The organism is Actinosynnema sp. NPDC023794 (genome assembly GCF_040639675.1).
GTDB lineage: Bacteria > Actinomycetota > Actinomycetes > Mycobacteriales > Pseudonocardiaceae > Actinosynnema > Actinosynnema luteola.
In genome coordinates this window covers 1-19933 of sequence record NZ_JBFAFR010000036.1, presented here as the reverse complement: position 1 = coordinate 19933, position 19933 = coordinate 1, and the positions used below count along the sequence as shown (strand labels likewise).

5 protein-coding genes and 1 pseudogene are annotated in these 19933 nt (G+C 74.1%); 4 read left to right on the top strand and 2 right to left on the bottom strand.

Going from position 1 to position 19933, the window contains the following annotated elements; translation table 11 throughout:
* From AB0H12_RS39285 to AB0H12_RS39270, 4 genes are all read left to right on the top strand, one after another.
* Nucleotides 1–948, top strand: a complete 948-nt coding sequence (locus AB0H12_RS39285) for an aldo/keto reductase (protein ID WP_499630111.1) — start codon at nucleotides 1–3, stop codon at nucleotides 946–948.
* A 219-nt stretch (nucleotides 949–1167) separates the two neighbouring features.
* Nucleotides 1168–1959, top strand: coding sequence for an ABC transporter ATP-binding protein (locus tag AB0H12_RS39280; RefSeq protein ID WP_499630109.1), 792 nt, complete (start codon nucleotides 1168–1170; stop codon nucleotides 1957–1959).
* The gene (locus AB0H12_RS39275; protein ID WP_499630107.1) at nucleotides 1959–4496 is read left to right on the top strand and encodes an FtsX-like permease family protein; all 2538 of its coding nucleotides are present in this window, start codon (nucleotides 1959–1961) and stop codon (nucleotides 4494–4496) included. The genes AB0H12_RS39280 and AB0H12_RS39275 overlap by 1 nt, the downstream gene beginning before the upstream one ends.
* A 377-nt stretch (nucleotides 4497–4873) precedes the next feature.
* Nucleotides 4874–6136 (top strand): LLM class flavin-dependent oxidoreductase, encoded by a 1263-nt coding sequence (locus AB0H12_RS39270; protein WP_499630105.1) that lies wholly within the window; start codon nucleotides 4874–4876, stop codon nucleotides 6134–6136.
* 267 nt (nucleotides 6137–6403) lie between these two features.
* Here AB0H12_RS39270 and AB0H12_RS39265 read toward each other — a convergent pair.
* Both AB0H12_RS39265 and AB0H12_RS39260 read right to left on the bottom strand, forming a co-directional pair.
* Nucleotides 6404–11482: pseudogene (locus tag AB0H12_RS39265) on the bottom strand (type I polyketide synthase); the annotation flags it as partial.
* A gap of 36 nt (nucleotides 11483–11518) precedes the next feature.
* On the bottom strand, nucleotides 11519–19894 hold the full coding sequence (locus AB0H12_RS39260) for an SDR family NAD(P)-dependent oxidoreductase (RefSeq protein ID WP_499630103.1): 8376 nt from the start codon (nucleotides 19892–19894) through the stop codon (nucleotides 11519–11521).
* Between the last annotated feature and the right edge of the window lie 39 nt (nucleotides 19895–19933).

The window sequence follows — 19933 nt, the reverse complement described above, 5'->3', positions numbered from 1 at the left end:
GTGCAGCACGTCAGGCTCGGCCGCACGGCGCTGAAGGTGAGCAGGCTGTGCCTCGGCACGCTCAACTTCGGCGTGCGCACCACCAGGGAAGAGGGCTTCGAGATCATGGACGCCGCGCTCGACCGCGGCGTGAACTTCTTCGACACGGCCAACAACTACGGCTGGCAGGTCCACAAGGGATTCACCGAGGAGCTGATCGGCGAGTGGTTCGCCCGTGACGGCGGGCGGCGCGAGAAGGTGGTACTGGGCACCAAGGTGTGCCAGCCGATGAGCGACTGGCCCAACGACCAGGGGTTGTCCGCGCGGCACATCATCGCGTCCTGCGACGCGTCGCTGCGCCGGTTGCGCACCGACTGGATCGACCTGTTCCAGTTGCACGACATGGACTTCACCGCGCCGTGGGACGAGGTGTGGAGCGCGTTGGAGGTGCTGATCGGGCAGGGCAAGGTCCGCTACGTCGGCACGTCCAACTTCGCCGCCTGGTACCTGGTGTCGGCGCAGGAGGCCGCGGTGCGGCGCGGAAACCTCGGCGTCGTGTCCGAGCAGTGCGTCTACAACCTGGTCCGGCGCGGCGCGGAGGCCGAGCTGATCCCGGCGACCACCGCTTACGGCGTCGGTGTGTTCGCGTGGTCCCCCCTGCACGGCGGTCTGCTGGGCGGCGCGGTGCGCAAGCTCGCGGACGGCACCGCGGTCAAGACGGCGCAGGGCCGGGCCGAGGTCGAGATGCGCACGCAGCGGGACCGGATCAGCGAGTACGAGAAGCTCTGCGCCGAGCTCGGCGCGGACCCGGCCGAGGTGGCGCTGTCCTGGGTGCTGACCAGGCCGGGGATCACCGGCGCGGTCATCGGCCCGCGCACCTTGGACCACCTGGCCTCGGCCGAGCGCGCGCTGGGCGCGCCGCTCGACGACGAGGTGTCGGGAAAGCTCGATGAGCTGTTCCCGGCGTGAGCGCCGGGGACCGCGACCACCGGGAAAACCGCACGAACGCCGGACCGGCCGGCCCCCCGGCGGTCTTGGTGTCAGCGCCAGCGACCAGGGGTGAGGCTAGCCCTACCCACCGGCTCAGGGCGCGCCCCATTCCAACGGAGCGCCAACCGCTCGTAGTGTCTCTGCCAGATGCGATGCGGCACGACGAACGGCGCTGACGAACCTTTGAGGAGTCACGAAGTGGAAACCCAGAAATCCTCGAGCACGGCGATTGTCCGGCTGGATTCCGTGCGCAAGGTCTACGGCAAAGGTCCGAACAGCGTCACTGCGCTGGCCGATCTCTCGCTCGAGTTCGAGAAGGGCACCTTCACCGCCGTCATGGGCCCGTCCGGCTCGGGCAAGAGCACGATGCTGCACTGCGCGGCCGGACTCGACCAGCCCACGTCCGGCACGGTCGTGCTGGACGGCGTCGACCTGGGCAAGCTGAACGAGAAGAAGCTCACGCTGCTGCGCCGCCAACGCATCGGGTTCATCTTCCAGTCGCTCAACCTGCTGCCCGCGCTGACCGCCGAGCAGAACGTGACGCTGCCGCTGCAGCTGGCCGGCACCAAGCCGGACCGCGCCGCGGTGGAGGACGCCCTGGCGCAGGTCGGTCTCGCGGACCGCCGCCACCACCGGCCGACTGAGCTGTCGGGTGGTCAGCAGCAGCGCGTCGCCGTCGCGCGCGCCCTCATCACCCGCCCTGCCGTGATCTTCGCCGACGAGCCGACCGGCGCGTTGGACACCCGCTCCGGCCGCAGCGTGCTGACGCTGCTGCGCAACGCCGTGCGCAACCACCACCACACCATCGTCATGGTCACGCACGACCCGTCCGCCGCTTCCTACGCCGACCGCGTCGTGTTCCTCGCGGACGGCCAGATCGACAGCGAGCTGCGCAACCCCACCGCCGAGACCGTCGCCGAGCGCATGACGATGCTCGGCGCCTGGGCCGACAAGGACGCCGTCGGGTCGAGCGCGTTCGGGGGTGCCTGATGCTTCGCCTCGCCCTGCTGACGCTGCGGCACCGCTGGGCCGGGTTCGTGGCGACGTTCGTCGGCATGTTCCTGTGCGCGGCGATGATGATCGCGGCGGGTGGTCTGCTGGAGACCACCATGCTCAACGCCATCCCGGCCGAACGGCTGGCCGCCGCGCCGGTCGTGGTGACCGGGGACCAGAGGTTCGGCGCGACCGGCTCGTTCAGCGAGCGCATCCGGATCGACGAGGACCTGGTGGACACCGTGGCGGCCGTCCCGGGTGTCGCCGAAGCGGTGCCGGACCGCGGTTTCCCGGTCCTGCCGCTGGCCGCCACCCCGCCGAGCGGCACGCCGCTGGCCACCACCGGCCACGACTGGGACACCGCGAAGCTGCGCCCGTACTCGCTCAGCGAGGGCGCCGCGCCCACCGCGGGCCAGGTCGTGCTCGACCCGATCGCGCAGCAGCAGTCCGGCGCGAAGGTCGGTGAGCCGGTCACGCTGTCCATCGCGGGCGGTGTCGAGCAGTTCGAGGTCGCCGGCATCGCGAGCGGTCCGGGCGCGAACAACTCGGCGACCGTCTTCTTCACCGGCGAGGACGCGCGACGCTTCGTGACCGACGCGTCGAAGGTCGACGCGATCGCCGTGCTGCCCGAGCCGGGCACGGACACGGCGGCGCTCGCCCAGCGGATCACCGACGCCGTCGCGGGCAAGCAGGCGACCGTGCTGACCGGTGACCAGCGCGGTCACGCCGAGTACCCGGTCGCGTTGGAGTCCGACGACCTGCTGCTGATCTCGCTGATGCTGGCCAGCGTCGCCTTCCTGGTGTCGCTGCTGGGCATCGCGGTGACGCTCACCCTGGCGCTGCAGAACCGCCACCGCGAGCTAGCGCTGATGCGCGCGGTCGGCGCGACGCCGGGTCAGCTGCGGCGGATGGTGCTCGGCGAGACGATCGCGGTCGCGCTGGTCGCCTCCGCGCTGGCCGTCGCGCCGGGCGTCCTGCTGGGTCGCTGGCTGTTCAGCCGGGTCGTGGACGCGGAGATCGCGCCCAAGATGATGGCGTTCCACCTCGGCTGGATCCCCACCGTCGCCGCGGTGGCGACCGCCCTGGTCACGGCCGTGGGCGCGGGTCTGGTGGCCGGTCGGCGCGCGACCAAGACGCGGCCGATCGAGGCGCTCGGGGACCTCGCCGCCCAGCGCACCCGCGCCGGGTGGGTCCGACGTGGCCTGGCCATCCTGTGCGTGATCTACTCCGGTGGCCTGGTCTTCGTCACGTTCAACTTCGTCAGCGGCCCGTTCGTGGCCGGACCTGCGACCTGGTCGTCGATCCTGCTGGCGATCGCGTTGCTGCTGCTCGGGCCGGACGTCTCGCGGCTCATGGTCGCCGTGCTCGGTCCGCTGCTGCGTGCGCTGTCCGGGTTCTCGGGCACGCTGGCCACGCTCAACGCGCGGGCCCGGCCGGCCCAGGTGGCCGCCGTGATCACGCCGTTGATCCTGCTGGTCTCCGTGGGCACCGGCAGCCTGTACGTGAACACCACCGAGCAGAGCACGGTGGGCAAGTACACCGAGGGCTTCGGCGCCAACACGATCCTGCGGTCGGGCCCGGACGGGTTCGCCCCCACCGTGCTGGAGGAGGTCCGGGCGGTGCCGGGGGTCGGCACCGCGTCGGAGTTCCTGGTGAGCAACGGGTTCATCACCTCGCCGACCGACGCGTGGGCGGGCCAGCAGAGCCTCGGCGGCTGGCAGCTGAAGGGCTTGACGGCGGACGCCGCGCAGCAGGTCACCACGACCAAGGTGGCGCACGGCTCGCTGGCGGACCTGGAGGGCGATTCGGTGTCGCTCAACGAGGGTCACGCTCAGGCCATGGGTGTGAAGGTCGGTGACTCGATCACGATGCGCCTCGGTGACGGCGCGGAGGTCGACCTGCGGGTCGTCGCGCTGCACGCCGAGGACGAGGACTTCACCTCGATCATCCTGCCCGCCCGGTTGCTCGCCGAGCACACCACGTCCGGCCTGCCCAACCACATCGTGGCGGCGCCGGCGGCCGGCACCGACGCGGCGCAGCTGACCGCGGCGGTGGAGGCGGTGACGGCGGCCCACCCGGGCAGCCACGTGGTGAACCGGGAGCAGCTGAACGAGGCGTTCGAGAACTACCTCGACGCGATGGCCACGATCAACTACCTGTTCCTGACCATCCTGCTCGGCTTCATCGCGATCTCGGTGATCAACACCTTGGCGCTGTCGGTCGGCAGGCGGCGTCGTGAGTTCGGGCTGCAGCGGCTCACCGGCGCGACCCGCGGCCAGGTGATGAGGATGACGATGCTGGAGGGCGTGCTGGTGGCGCTCATCGGCATCGTGCTCGGCAGCCTCATCGCGCCGACGACGATCGTGTCGTTCAGCCTGGCGCGGACCGGTTCGCCGTTCCCGGTCGGCCCGGTTTGGATGTACTTCGCCGTGATCGGTGCGGCGTTCGTGCTCGTGCTCGCCGCGACGTTCACGTTCGCGATGCGCGCGACGAAGGGTCGACCCTTGGAGGCCGCACTGCCAGAGGGCGACTAGCAGCACCCCGTTCAGCGCCGCGTCCGCTCAGGCCCCGCGACTCCCGGTTGGGAGGTCGTGGGGCCTGAGTGCTGTGGGGGTCGGGTGCTGTCGGTGGGGTGCGGGTGGTGCGGGTCCTGTGGGTGGTGCGAGTGGGGCGGCTGCTCGGTGGTCGGGTCCGGCTCGATTTGACCTGGGGCCTCTGCGGGGAGGTTCCGGGTCCGTTGTGGGGATGGCCTCGGCGGGGCGGGTTTCCTCCTATCCCCTAGGTACCCCTAACTGTGCGAATGCCCCAGAGACCGGGCCGGTAATGGTTGCCTGTCGCCCTCGGGCGGCCGAATACTTCGGGGCGAAGCGAGCGGACGACACGAGATTTTCCCGATGAGATGGGGATGGTCATGCGATTTGGGCTCCTGTATCACCACCAGCTTCCCCGGCCGTGGGCCGAGGACAGCGAAGAGCGGATGCTCAACGAGTCGCTGGACCAAATCACGTTGGCCGACCGGCTCGGTTTCGACTACGCCTGGGAAACCGAGCACCACTTCATGGACGAGTACTCGCACTCGTCCGCGCCCGAGGTGTTCCTGGCCGCCGCTGCGGCGCGGACCAAGCGGATTCGGCTCGCGCACGGGATCGTGTCCCTCCCACCTGGTGTCAACCACCCCGTGCGGGTGGCGGAACGACTGGCCACGTTGGACCTGATCTCCGGCGGCCGGGTCGACTTCGGCACCGGGCAGGGCAGCACGCAGTTGGAGCTGGAGGCGTTCGGCGTCAACCGGGAGACCAAGCGCGAGCAGTGGGAGGAGGCCGTCGAGGTCATCACCCGCTTGCTCACCGAGACCCCGTTCACCGGGCACAACGGCCGGTTCATCGACCTGCCGCCCCGCAACGTCCTGCCCAAGCCCAAGCAGAAGCCGCACCCGCCGATGTGGGTGGCGTGCAGCAGCCCGCAGACCGTGGAGACCGCGGCCCGCAACGGCATGGGCGCGTTGTCGTTCGCCTTCATCTCGCCCGAGCAGGCCAAGGAACGGGTCGACGCCTACTACGAGACGCTGGCCTCCGACGAGTGCCTGCCGATGGGCTTCTCGGTGAACCCGAACTTCGCGCTGGTGCTGCCGTTCATGTGCCACCAGGACGAGCAGGTGGCCCTCGACCGCGGCCTGGACGGCGCCTACTTCTTCGCCTACTCGTTCATGCACTACTACGTGAACGGCAAGCACCGCCCCGGCGTCACCGACGTCACGGCGGACTTCGAGCGGATGCGCCACCAGTTGGGGTTCGTGCGCGACCTGGGCGACTCCGCGCTCGCCTCGATGGACCCGAAGACCCGCGCGGAGCGCGCCGCCCTGCGCCGCGGCATCGGCACGCCCGAGCAGCTGGCCGAGGTCATCCGCGCCTACGAGGACGCGGGCGTGGACCAGATCATCTTCCAGGCGCAGATCGGGGCCAACAAGCACGAGCACGTGTGCGAGGCCCTGGAGCTGTTCGCCGCCGAGGTCATGCCGGAGTTCGAGGCGCGCCGCGAGGAGCGGGACGCGGCGAAGCTGCGCCGGCTCGAAGTGCCGATCAAGGAGGCGCTGGCCCGCAAGCCGCAGCGGTCGGTCGACGTGTCCGACTACGTGACGAAGGCCGAACGCCCGGAGCTGGCCCCGCGACGCTGAACCCACTACAAACGCCCACTGCACACGACGACAACGGACCCGCCACACCCCGCAGAGGCCCGATGTGACATGGGTTCGGGTGCTTCAGGCTGGTCGAAGCCGGCAGGCCCGGCGGGGAAGAGCTTCCCCGCCGGGCCTGCCGGCTTCGGCCTGCATGGAGTGCCCGTACGGGCCCCATGTCCAATCGAGCCGGGCTGAACCACCGGTCAACCGCCACAGGTAGACCGCTGAGCCCCGGTCCAGCCGGAACCTCCGCTGTATCGTCGGTCAGCCGCTGAGTTCCCGGTCCAGGATGTCGAACAGCTCGTCGGCCGTGGCGTCGTCGAGGCTCGTGGGAGCCTCCTCGACGGGCGGGGCCAGTTCGTCACGCAGGTGCCTGGCCAGGGCGATCGGGGTCGGCTGGTCGAAGATCAGGGTCGGCGGCAGGCGGTGGCCCGTGGCCTCGGCCAGCCGGTTGCGCAGCTCCAACGCGGTGAGCGAGTCGAAACCGAGGTCGAGGAAGCCGCTCGCGGCGGCGACCGCGGCGGTCCGCTCGTGCCCCAGCACGGCCGCCGCGTGCGTGCGGACCAGGTCGAGCAGCACCCGTTCCCGCTCGGCGTCGGTCAGCCCGGCCAGCTTCGCGACCAGCGCCGCACCACCGACGGCGACCGGCTCCCGGCGGGCCGGACGGCGCGCCAGGTCGCGCAGCACCGCGGGCACCTCGTCGGTCCGGCGGCGCAACGCGGGCAGGTCCACCCGCATCGCCACGGACCTCGCCCGGTCCTCGCCGACCGACGCGTCGAGCAGCGCGAGCCCTTCCTCGACCGACAACGGCGGCAGGCCCTGCCGTCGCATCCGCTCCAGGTCGGCCTCGGCCAGGTCGCCGCTCAGCCCGGTGCCCACGGCCCACAGTCCGAACGCGACGGCCGTGGCGGGCAGCCCGGCCGCACGGCGGTGCTCTGCCAGCGCGTCCAGGAACACGTTGGCCGCGGCGTAGCCCGCCTGCCCGGACGCCAGCACCAGACCACCGGCGGACGAGAACAGCACGAACGCCGCCACGTCGCCCGCCAGCTCGTGCAGGTGCCACGCCGCGTCGGCCTTCGCCCGCAACGCGCGGTCCACCTGCTCGTCCGTGATCGCACCCACCAAAGCGTTCTCGGCGACACCGGCGGCGTGCACGACGGCGGCGGGCGGGTGGTCGGCCAGCAGCGCCGCCACCGCGGCCCGGTCCGACACGTCGCACGCGGCGATGGTGACCTCGGCGCCCAACCCGGTCAGGTCGTCGCGCAACGCGTCCGCGCCCGGCGCCGCCGCACCCCGCCTGCTCGCCAGCAACAGCCGTCGCACACCGTGCTCGGCGACCAGGTGACGGGCGACGAGCGCGCCGAGGCCACCGGTGCCACCGGTGATCAGCACGGTGCCGTCCACGGGCCACCGCACGGCCGAGCCGGTCGCCTGGACCAGGCGGGGCACCAGGACCTCGTCGCCCCGCAAGGCGATCTCCGGCTCACCGGTCGCCACGGCCGCCGCGAGGGAGGCGTCGGCACGATCGACGTCCACCACCGTGAACCGCCCGGGGTGCTCGGCCTGCGCGGCGCGCACCACCCCCCACACCGGAGCCAGCCGCACGTCCACCGACTCGCCTTCGGCCGTGGCGACCGCTCCGCGGGTCACCACCACCAGCCTGCCCGGACGGTCGTCCGCGACCCAGGCCCGCACGGCGGCGAGCACATCGCCCACGGCCCCGCGCACGGCGTCGGGAACGGCCAACCCGTCCGGCGACACGCACTCGTGCACGGCGAACGGCCCGCCGAGCTCGCCCGCGGGCGCGGTCCGCCACTCGACGCCGAACAACGAGCCGCCGAACTCCCGCGCCACCGGCCGGGACAGCAGGGCTGCCACCGACAGCACCGGCCGGCCCGACGGGTCGGCCGCGTCGACCGCCACCAGGTCGTCGGCCTGCCGCCGCAACCGGACGCGCAGCTCCGCGGCGCCGTGGACGTGCGGCGTCACGCCGGTCCACGTGAACGGCAGGAGCGTGGCGCCGGTGTCCTGCAGCACGTCGGCGTGCAGGGCCGCGTCGAGCAGGGCGGGGTGCACCACGAACCCGGCTCCCCGCTGGGCCTGCTCCGGCAACGCCACCTCGGCGAACACCTCGTCGCCGCGCCGCCACGCGGCCCGCAGGCCTTGGAACGCCGGGCCGTAGTCGTACCCGCGCTCGGCCATCCGCTCGTACGCGTCGTCCGTGTCGAGCGGGGTGGCGCCGGCGGGCGGCCACTCGGCGGGCGGCTCCCACGCGGGCTCGGTGGCGGTGGTGAGCACGCCGTCCGCGTGCGACGTCCACGACGCGGCGGCGTCACCGGCGGGCCGCGAGTACACGCGGACGCGACGGTGGCCGTCCTCGTGCGGCGGGTCCACGACCACCTGGATCGCGAGTACGCCGGTGAGCACGAGCGGCGCGGTGAGGACCAGTTCCTCCAACGCGTCGCACCCGACGTGGCCGCCCGCGCTCAGCGCCAGCTCCACGAACGCCGTGCCGGGCAGCAGCACGCGGCCGTTGATGGCGTGGTCGGCGAGCCACTGGTGGCCGCGCGGGTCGAGGCGACCCGTCAGCACGATGCCGTCGTCCGCCAAGGGCACCACGGCGGACAGCAACGGGTGGCCGGCGCTGAGCTGGCCGTGCGCCCGCGCGTCGGAGTCCTGCCCGACCTCGGCCTGCGACCAGAAGCGGCGGCGCTGGAAGGCGTACGTGGGCAGCGGGACGCGGCGGGCGCCGCTGTCGGCGAAGAACGCGGCCCAGTCGGGGGTGGCGCCGCGGCCGACGGCGGTGGCCAGCGCGGCGAGCACGCCGCGCGGCCCGTCGTGCCCCCGGCGCGCGGCGGCGCGGAACACCACCTCGGGGTCCGCCAGGGCCTCCTCCCCCAGCGCGGACAGGACCGTGTCCGGGCCCAGCTCCACGAACGTCCGCACGCCGTCGGCGGCCATCGCCCGCACCGCGTCGTCGAAGCGCACGGCGTCGCGCACGTGCCGGACCCAGTGCTCCGGCGAGCACAGCACGTCCGCGCCGGCCTTCTGCCCGGTGGTCATCGACACCACCGGCAGCGTCGGCGGGTGGTAGGTCAGCCCGGCCGAGACCTCCCGGAACCGCGCGAGCACCGGTTCCATCAGCGGCGAGTGGAACGCGTGCGAGACCCTCAGGCGCTTGGCCCGGGGGAACCTGGACGCCAGCTCCAGCACGGCGGACTCGACGCCGGAGAGCACCACGGCGTCGGGGCCGTTGACCGCGGCGATGCCCACCTCGTCGGTCAGCAGCGGGCGCACCTCGTGCTCGCCCGCGCGCACCGCGACCATCGCGCCGCCCGCGGGCAGCTCCCGCATGAACCGGCCGCGTGCGGCGACCAGGGTGGACGCGTCTTCCAACGACAGCACACCGGCGACGTGCGCGGCGGCCAGCTCGCCGATCGAGTGGCCCGCGACCGCGGCCGGCCGCACGCCCCACGACTCGACCAACCGGTACAGCGCGACCTCGAACGCGAACAGCGCGGGCTGCGCGAAGTCGGTGCGGTCCAGCAGCTCGGCGTCCTCGCCCCACACGACCTCGCGCAGCGGCCGGTCCAGGTGGGGGTCCAGCGCGGCGAGCACGGCGTCGAACGCGGCGGCGAACGCCGGGAACGCCGCGTGCAGGTCCCGGCCCATGCCGAGCCGCTGCGCGCCCTGGCCGGTGAACAACACCGCCGGGGCGCGGTTGCGGCCGTGGTCGACGACCGCGTCCGGGTGCGGTCGACCGGCCACGACCGCGGCCAACGCCGAGCGTGCCTCGTCGTGGTCCGCGGCGAGCACCACCGCGCGGTGGTCGAACGAGGTGCGGGTCGTCGCCTGGGAGAACGCGAGGTCCACCACGCGGACGTCCGGCCGGGCGTCGATCCGGGACAGCAGGGCGGCGGCCTGCCCGCGCAGCGCTTCCGGCGTCTTCGCGGACACGACCAGCGGCCACACCGCGCGCGGGGGCTCGACGGCGACGTCGGCGCCGTCCTCGGCGGGCGCCTGCTCCAGGATCACGTGCGCGTTGGTGCCGCTCATGCCGAACGACGACACGCCGGCGCGGCGCGTGCCACCGTGCTCGGGCCACGGCCGCGCCTCGGTCAGGAGTTCGACGGCGCCCGCGGACCAGTCCACGTGCGGCGTCGGCTGGTCGACGTGCAGCGTGCGCGGCAGCACGCCGTGCCGCATCGCCTGGACCACCTTGATCACGCCGCCGACACCGGCGGCGGCCTGGGTGTGCCCCAGGTTCGACTTGATCGAGCCGAGCCACAGGGGCGCGCGGTCGGCGGGCCGGTCCCGGCCGTAGGTGGCCAGCAGCGCCTGCGCCTCGATCGGGTCGCCCAGCACGGTTCCGGTGCCGTGCGCCTCGACCACGTCCACGTCGGCCAGGGCAAGGCCGGCCGCGGCGACCGCCTGCTTGATCACCCGCTGCTGCGCCGGGCCGTTCGGCGTGGTCAGGCCGCTGGACGCGCCGTCGGAGTTGACCGCGCTGCCGCGCACCACCGCGAGCACCGGGTGGCCGTTGCGCCGGGCGTCGGACAGCCGTTCCAGCAGCAGCACGCCGACGCCCTCCGAGCAGCCGGTGCCGTCGGCGGCGGCGGAGAACGACTTGCACCGGCCGTCGCGGGCCAGGCCGCGCTGGACGTTGAAGTAGACGAACATGTCCGGGGTCGCCATCACCGTGACACCGCCGGCGAGCGCGAGCCCGCACTCCCCCGACCTCAGCGCCTGCACCGCCGAGTGCAGGGCCACCAGGGACGAGGAGCAGGCGGTGTCGACCGTGACGGCGGGGCCTTCGAGTCCGAGCGAGAACGCGACCCGCCCGGTGACCAGGCTGCCGTCGCTCGTGCCGAACCCGTAGTCGTGGTACATCACACCGGCGAACACGCCCGTGCGGCTGCCCCGCAGGGAGCGCGGGTCGATGCCCGCGCTCTCGATCGCCTCCCACGACGTCTCCAGCAGGAGCCGCTGCTGCGGGTCCATGCCGATCGCCTCGCGCGGGCTGATGCCGAAGAACTCGGCGTCGAAGTCGGCGGCGTCGTGCAGGAAACCGCCCTCCCGCGCGATGCTGCGGCCCGGCGCGCCCGGCTCGGGGTCGTGCAGGCCGTCGAGGTCCCACCCGCGGTCGGTGGGGAACCCGGTCACCCCGTCCCGGCCCTCGTCGACCAGGCGCCACAGCTCGTCCGGGGACGTCACGCCGCCCGGGTAGCGGCACGCCATGCCGACCACCGCGATCGGCTCGGTGGCCGCCGCGGTGAGCCGCGCGTTCTGCTGTCGCAGGCGCTCGTTGTCCAGCATGGACTTGCGCAGCGCCTCGACGATCCGCTCAACAGATGTGTCCACTGAGGACCGTCCCCACTCTCAGTCGTCGTCGCTCGCGGCGAGCGCGGCGCGCACCAGCTCGTCCACGTCCAGGTTCTTGATCAGGTCGCTCTGGTCGGTCGGGCCGTCCGACGCGGGCGGCGCGTCCGGCCGGCCCGCGTCCGGCGTCCCGGCCAGCGCGAGGATCGCGTCGAGCAGACCCGCGGCGCGCAGCGCGTCGACCGGGACCGACGTGAGGGCCCGGCGGACCGCCTCGTCGTCGGGCGCCGCCGGGGCGGGCGCGGCGACCGGTACCGGCGCGGCGGTCGGTGCGGGCGTCACGGCCGGAATCAGGTCCGACACCTCTTCGAACAGGTAACCGGCCAGTGCGCTCGGGTTCGGGTAGTCGAACATGAGCGTGGCGGGCAACCGCATGCCGGTCGCGGTCTGGAGCCGGTTGCGCAGTTCGATGGCGGCCAGGGAGTCCAGGCCCATCTCGGTGAAGCCCCGGTCGACGTCGATCGCCTCCGGCTCGTCGTGCCGGACGGCGGCGACGTGCGTGCGGACGAGGTCGAGCAGCACGCGTTCCCGCTCGTCGTCGGGGAGGCCCGCCAACCGCTGTTCCAGCGACACGGGCGCGGGCTTGGCGGCTGTGGGCGTGGCCGTGCGGTCCGCGGCGGCGGCCCGGGTCGGGGTCGTGCGCTTGGCGACCTCGCGCAGCATCGCCGGGACCGGGGCGGACGACGCGGCCAGCGCCGCGGCGTCGACGCGCATGGGCACGAGCACCGACTGGTCCAGCGCCACGGCCTCGTCGAACAGCACGAGCCCTTCGGCGGACGACATCGGCGGCAGGCCGAGCGCCGCCAACCGCTGCTCCTCCGCGTCCGCGTCCACCGTGCCGCCGCCCAGGCCGGTCACCGTGGTCCACAGGCCGAACGCGAGCGCCGTGGCCGGCAGGCCGTCGGCGCGCCTGCGCTGCGCGAGCGCGTCCACGAACCGGTTCGCGGCGGCGTAGTTCGCCTGACCCGTGCCCAGCACCAGCCCGGACACCGACGAGAACAGCACGAACGCGGTCAGGTCGGCGTCACGGGTCAGCTCGTGCAGGTGCCAGCCGCCGTCGACCTTGGGCCGCAGCACCCGTTCCAGCCGGTCCGCGTCCAGCGAGTCGACCAACGCGTTGTCCATGACGCCCGCCGCGTGCACGACGCCGCGCAGCGGGTGCTCGGCGGGCACCCCCGCCAGCAGGTCGGCCAGCGCCGCGCGGTCGGCCACGTCGCACGCGGCCACCTCGACCCGTGCGCCCAGCTCCGCCAGTTCGGCGACCAGCGCCGCCGCGGCGGGGGCGGTCGCGCCGCTGCGGCTGGTGAGCAGCAGGTGCCGGACGCCGTGCACGGACACCAGGTGGCGGGCCACCAGCGCACCGAGGCCGCTCGTGCCGCCGGTCACCAGCACGGTGCCGTCCGCGTCCCACGGCGCCGCCCGCTCCGGGTCGGACGTGGACACCTCGGCGAGCCGCGGCACGCGCACGTCGCTGCCGCGCACGGACAGCTCCGGCTCGTCCAGCGCGACCAGCGCCGGGGAGATCCGCCCGTCGAGCACGTCGACCAGCACGAACCGGCCGGGGTGCTCCTGCTGCGCCGCGCGCACCAGGCCGTGCACGGCCGCCTGCGCCGGGTCCACGTCGTCGGTGTCGACCCCGCCGCGCGTGACGACCACCAGCCGCGACCGGTCGAACCGCTCGTCGGCGAGCCAGCGCTGGAGCAGGTCCACCACCTCGGACAGCACGCGCCGGGCGGAGCCGGGCACGTCGTCGTCACCCGCCGGGCACCCGAACCACACGACCTCGGGCCCGGTCGCGGCGAGCGCGTCCAGGTCGCCGAACGCGGGCACGCCCGGCAGGTCCAGGTCGCCGAGCACGGCCCACCGGCCCACCGGCGCGTCTCCCGCCGCGCCGAGCGGCAGCGAGACCCAGCCGAGCCGGAACATCGACTCGCGCGGCCGGGTGCCGGTGGACGCGGCGGCGGCGGCGGCGACGCGGTCCGGCGTCACCGCGCGGACCACCAGGGACCGCACGGTCGCCACCGGGTTGCCGGTGGTGTCGGCGAGTTCCAGGCGCACGGCGTCGGAGCCGACGCCCGCGTCGGAGTCGACCCAGTTGATCCGCACCCGCAGGTGCGCGACACCACCGGTGTGAACGGTGACGCCGGTCCACGCGAACGGCAGCTGCGACGCGCCGACGTCCTGCGGCTTGCGCCCGCCGAGGAAGTCGGTGGCGCTCAGCGCGGCGTCGAGCAGCGAGGGGTGCAGCCGGAACCGGGCGGCCTCGGTCCGCGCGTCCTCGGGGAGCGCGACCTCGGCGAAGATCTCCCGGTCGCGCCGCCAGACCCGCTTGAGCCCGCGGAACATCGGCCCGTAGTGGTAGCCCTGGCTGGTGAGGTAGTCGTAGACGTCGGAGATGTCGACGACCTCGGCGCCCGCGGGCGGCCACTCGCGGTGGCCGACGTCGAACTCCTCGGGGGTCGGGTGCTCCCGGGTGAGTTCAGCCAGCACACCGGACGCGTGACGGGTCCACCGCACGTGCGGCGGCGCGTCCTCGACCCGCGAGTACACCGCGAACGACCGGTGACCGCCCGCGTCGGCCTCCTCCACCACGACCTGCACCGCGGTGCCGCCGGTCAGGGGCAGCGGCATCAACGCCTCGATGGTCAGCTCCTCGACCACGGGGCAGCCGACCTCCTCGCCCGCGCGCACGGCCAGTTCCACGTACCCGGTGCCGGGCAGCAGCACGGTGCCGAGGACGTCGTGGTCGGCGAGCCAGGCGTGGGTGTCCAGCGCCAGCCGCCCGGTCAGCGTGACGCCACCGGACTCGGGCGCCACCACGACGGCGGTGAGCAGCGGGTGGTCGGCGTCCACCTGGCCGGCGCCGGTGACGCCGGTGTTCGCGGGTGCCATGTCGAGCCAGAACCTCCGTCGCTCGAACGCGTACGTGGGCAGGTCGGTGCGCCGCGCGCCGCGCCCGGCGAAGTAGGCCGACCAGTCGGGGCCGCCGGCCGTGACGTGGAGCCTGGCCAGCGCGGTGAGCAGGGCCTCGGGTTCGGGCCGGTCCTTGCGGACGGCAGGCGTCAGCACGGCCGGCGCGTCGTCCAGGCAGGCGTCGGCCAGCGCGGTGAGCACACCGGCCGGGCCCAGCTCCAGGAACCGGGTGACCCCGGCGTCGGCGAGCGTGCGCATCCCGTCGGCGAACCGGACGGCCTCGCGGATGTGGCGCACCCAGTAGTCGGGCGAGGCCAGGTCGGTCGCGGTGGCGAACCCGCCGGTCAGGTTGGACACGACGCGCAGCCGCGGCGTGCGGTAGTCGAGGCCCGCGGCGACCTCCCGGAACTCCGCGAGCACCGGTTCCATCAACGGCGAGTGGAAGGCGTGCGAGACGCGCAGCTCCGTGCCGCGGAAGTGGGCGGCGATGGCCCGGACCTCCTCGGCGACGCCCGAGACCACCACGGACTCGGGACCGTTCAGCGCGGCGATGCCGACGCCCTCGGTGAGCAGCGGCACGACCTGGTCCTCGGTCGCGCGCAACGCGGCCATCGCACCGCCGGCGGGCAGCGCCTGCATGAGCCGGCCGCGGGCGGCGACCAGCGCGCAGGCGTCGGCCAACGACAGCACGCCCGCGACGTGCGCGGCGACCAGTTCGCCGATGGAGTGGCCGAGCAGCACGTCGGGTGCGACGCCCAGCGACTCGACCAGCCGGAACAAGGCGACCTCGAACGCGAACAGGCCGGTCTGGGTGAACCGGGTCTGGTCGAGGTCGGTGCTGTCGTGGTCGAACATCAGGTCGCGCAGCGAGAGGCCGAGCAGCGGGTCGAGGTGCGCGCACACCTCGTCCAGGGCCTCGGCGAACACCGGGTGCGCCTCGTACAGCTCACGGCCCATCCCGGCGCGTTGCGCGCCCTGCCCGGAGAACAGGAACGCGGTGAGGCCGTCGCTCGCGGCGGCACCGGTGGCGACCGCGCCGGCGGACAGGTCGGCGAGGTCGCGCAGCACGTCGTCCCGGTTCGCGCCGAGCACGACCGCGCGGTGCTTCAACGCGGCCCGCCCGGTGGCCAGGGAGTAGCCGACGTCGAGCAGGCTGACGTCGGGGTCGGCCTCCAACCGCGCCTTCAGCCTGGCCGCCTGCTCGGGCAACCTGCTCTCCGCCGCGGCCGAGAGCACCAACGGCACGAGACCGGGCTCGGGCGCTTGCCCGACCTCCCGCACGGCCCCGCGGTCGTCGGGCGCCTGCCCGGCGGACTCCGCCACCGGCTCGTCCGGCGCCTGTTCGAGGATCACGTGCGCGTTGGTGCCGCTGAGCCCGAACGAGGACACCGCCGCGCGGCGCGGACGTCCCCCGGCGACCCACTCCACCGGCTCGGTCAGCAGCCGAACGTCGCCCTCGGTCCAGTCGACCTGGGGCGACGGCTCGTCCACGTGCAGGGTCCGGGGCAGCACGCCCCGCCTCATCGCCATCACCATCTTGATCACGCCGCTGACACCGGCCGCCGCCTGCGCGTGGCCGATGTTCGACTTGACCGAGCCGAGCCACAGCGGCCGGTCCGGCGTCCGGTCCTGGCCGTAGGTCGCGAGCAGCGCCTGCGCCTCGATCGGGTCGCCGAGCCGCGTGCCGGTGCCGTGACCCTCGACCGCGTCGACGTCCGAAGTGGACAGACCTGCGCTCGCCAACGCCTGCCGGATCACACGTTGCTGCGAGGGGCCGTTGGGCGCGGTCAACCCGTTGGACGCGCCGTCCTGGTTGATCGCCGACCCGCGCACGACCGCGAGCACCCGGTGGCCGTGGCGGCGGGCGTCGGACAGCCGCTCCACCACGAGCAGGCCCATGCCCTCGGCCCAGCCGGTGCCGTCGGCCGCGCCGGCGAACGCCTTGCACCGGCCGTCGGCGGACAGCCCGCGCTGGCGGCTGAAGTCCACGAAGATGTCCGGGGTCGGCATCACCGTGACGCCGCCCGCGATGGCCATCCCGATCTCGCCCTGGCGCAGCGCCTGGACCGCCATGTGCAGCGCGACCAACGACGAGGAGCACGCCGTGTCGACGGTGACGGCGGGCCCTTCCAGGCCGAGGGTGTAGGAGACCCGGCCGGACGCGATGCTGCCCGCGCTGCCGTTGCCGAGGTACCCGGCCAGGTCCTCGGGCACTTCGCCGGGACGGCTGCCGTAGTCGCCGTACATGACGCCGACGTACACGCCGGTCCGGCTGCCGCGCAGCGCGGTCGGGTCGATCCCGGCGTCCTCCAACGCCTCCCACGAGCCCTGCAGCAGCAGCCGCTGCTGCGGGTCCATGGCCAGCGCCTCGCGCGGCATGATCCCGAAGAACTCGGGGTCGAACTCCGCCGCGTCGTGCAGGAACCCGCCCTCGCGGACGTACGTGCGGCCCGGCCGCCCCGGTTCCGGGTCGAAGATGCCGTCCACGTCCCAGCCGCGGTCGGCGGGGAAACCGCCGACCGCGTCCCGGCCCTCGGCCACCAGCCGCCACAGGTCCTCGGCGTCGCGCACGCCGCCGGGGAAGCGGCAGCTGATGCCGACGATCACGACGGGGTCGTCCGCGACGGCGGACGTGGCGACCGGAGGCGGGGCGACAGCGGACGTGGTCGTCGTGAGGGAGCCGTCGATCAGCGCCGCGACCGCGCGGGCCGTCGGGTGGTCGAACACCAGCGTCGCGGGCAGCCGCACGCCGGTCGCCGCGGTGAGCGCGTTGCGCAGCTCGACCGCCGCGAGCGAGTCCACGCCGAGGTCCCGGAACGGCCGGTCGGCGTCGATCGCGTCCGGGCTCGCGTGGCCCAGCACCGCCGCCGCGCACGACCGCACCACGTCGAGCACGGCCCGCAGCCGCTCCGCGCCGGACAGCCCGGCGAACCGGTCGTCGGACGCCCGGCCCGCGCGCACCGGCCGACCGGCCAGGCCGCGCAGCAACGCGGGCAGCTCGTCGGACCGCGCGCGCAACGCCGCCCGGTCGACCGGCATCGGCGTCACCACCGGGTCGCCGGTCGCGAGGGCGCTGTCGAACAGCGCGAGGGCGTCCTCGACGGCCATCGCGGGCGTGCCGAGCCGTGCCATCCGGTCCAGGTCGGCGTCCGCGAGCGGACCGCCCAGCCCGGTGTCGACCGCCCACATGCCGAACCCGAGGGACGCGGCGGGCAGGCCGGCCGCGGCGCGGTGGGCCGCCAGGGCGTCCAGGAACACGTTGGCGGCGGCGTAGTTGCCCTGCCCGGCGGCCAGCACCGTGCCGCCGGCCGAGGAGAGCAGCACGAACGCCTTCAGGTCGGTGGTCAGCTCGTGCAGGTGCCACGCGCCGTCCACCTTGGGCCGCAGCACGGCGTCGGTCCGCGCCGCGGTCAGGTCGCCGACCAGCGCGTTGTCGGCCACGCCCGCCGCGTGCACGACGGCGGTCAGCGGGTGGTCCGCGCCGATCCGGTCGAGCAGGGCGGCGACGGCGGCGCGGTCGGTGACGTCGCACGCCTCGACCCGCACGTCCGCGCCGAGCCCGGTCAGCTCGGCCCTCAGCTCGTCGGCGCCGGGCGTCTCGGCGCCGCGGCGGCCGGTGAGCACGAGCTGCCGCGCGCCGTGCGCGGTGACGAGGTGCCGGGCGAGGATCGCGCCGAGCCCGGTGAGGCCGCCGGTGACGAGCACCGCGCCCTGCCAGGCGGCGGAGAGGTCGGCGGTCGCGGGCGCCGCGGCGACCAGCCTCGGCACCAGCGCTTCACCCGCCCGCAAGGCGATCTCCGGCTCACCGAGGGCCACCGCGGACGCCACCAGCTCGGCCGACGCCGTGCCGTCGTCGTCCACCAGCACGACGCGGCCCGGGTGTTCGGCCTGGGCGGCGCGCACCAGACCCCAGACCGGGGCCTGCGTCACGTCGATCGCGTCGTCACCCGAGGTCGCGACGGCCCGCGTGGTGCGGACGACGAGCGTCGAAGAGGTGGTGCGGTCGTCGGCCAGCCACGTCCGCAGCCCGTCGAGGACGTCGACGACGACCGCTCGGGTCGCCTCGGGCACGTCACCCGACCCGGGCGCGGCCACGAGGACGTCGTGCTCGGGGACGGGGCCACCGGTCCGCACGCCGACCCGGCTCCAGTCGACCCGCCACAGCGCACCGGACGACACCGCGGCCCGGCCGAGCTCGCCGGCCGTGACGGGGCGGCTGACCAGCGAGCGCACCGACAGGACGGGGTTGCCGGAGCTGTCCGCGACGGTGATCCCGGTGACCTCCTCGCCACGCAGCCGCCGCAGCCGCACCCGAAGGTCGGTCGCGCCCGACGCGTGCAGCGACACGCCGTTCCACGAGAACGGCAGCAGCGTCGCACCCGACGCGCCACCGTGCGCGTCCAGCAGGTCGGCGTGCATCGCGGCGTCGAGCAGCGCCGGGTGCAACCCGAACCGGCCGGCGTCACGCCTGGCCTCCTCGGGCAGCGCGACCTCGGCGAACACGTCGTCATCACGCCGCCACGCGCGCCGCAAGCCCTGGAACGCCGGGCCGTAGGCGTAACCGCGGTCGACCAGCCACCGGTAGGCGTCGTCCACCGGCACCTCGGCGGCGCCCGGCGGCGGCCACTCGACCAGCTCCGACGTCGGCGGGTCGGCCACCGGGCCGAGCACGCCGGTCGCGTGCCGCACCCACGGCACGTCGTCCCCGTCGGCGCGCGAGTACACCCGCACCGCACGCGTGCCGTCGTCCTCGGCCTGACCCACGACCACGCGCAGCGTCACGCCGACGTGCAGCGCGAGCGGCACTTCCAGGGTCAGCTCGTCCACGTGCCCGCAGCCGGCGTACCGCCCGGCGCACAGCGCCAGCTCCACGAAACCGGTGCCCGGCAACAGGACCGTGCCGAGCACGTCGTGATCGGCGATCCACCGCTGCACACCCGTCGAGAGCCTGCCGGTGAGGACGACCCCGCCGGAGTCAGGCTCGACGACGGCGGCGCTCAGCATCGGGTGGTCCACCCGGTCCAGGCCCGCGGCGGCGACGTCACCCTGCCCCGGCTGGACGTCCAGCCAGTAGCGCTCGCGCTGGAACGCGTAGGTCGGCAGGTCGACCTTGCGGGCGTTGCTGCCGGCGAAGAACGCGGACCAGTCGACCGCACCGCCGGCTGCGTGCAACCGGCCGAGGCCCGTCACCGCCGTGACCGCCTCGTCACGTCCCTTGCGCTGCAACGCGATGCCGTCCTCGACCAGCGCGCTGAGCACACCGTCCGGCCCGACCTCGACGAACCTCGTGACACCCTGATCCCGCAGGTGCGTCACGGCGTCGTGGAAGCGCACCGCGTCACGGACGTGCCGCACCCAGTACTCCGAGTCCGTCACGTCGCCGGTCGTGGCGATCGGGATCTCCGGTTCCCGGAAGCTCAACTCCCCCACGACAGCCCGGAAGTCGTCCAACATCGGGTCCATGAGGACGGAGTGGAACGCGTGCGACACCGACAAGCGCTT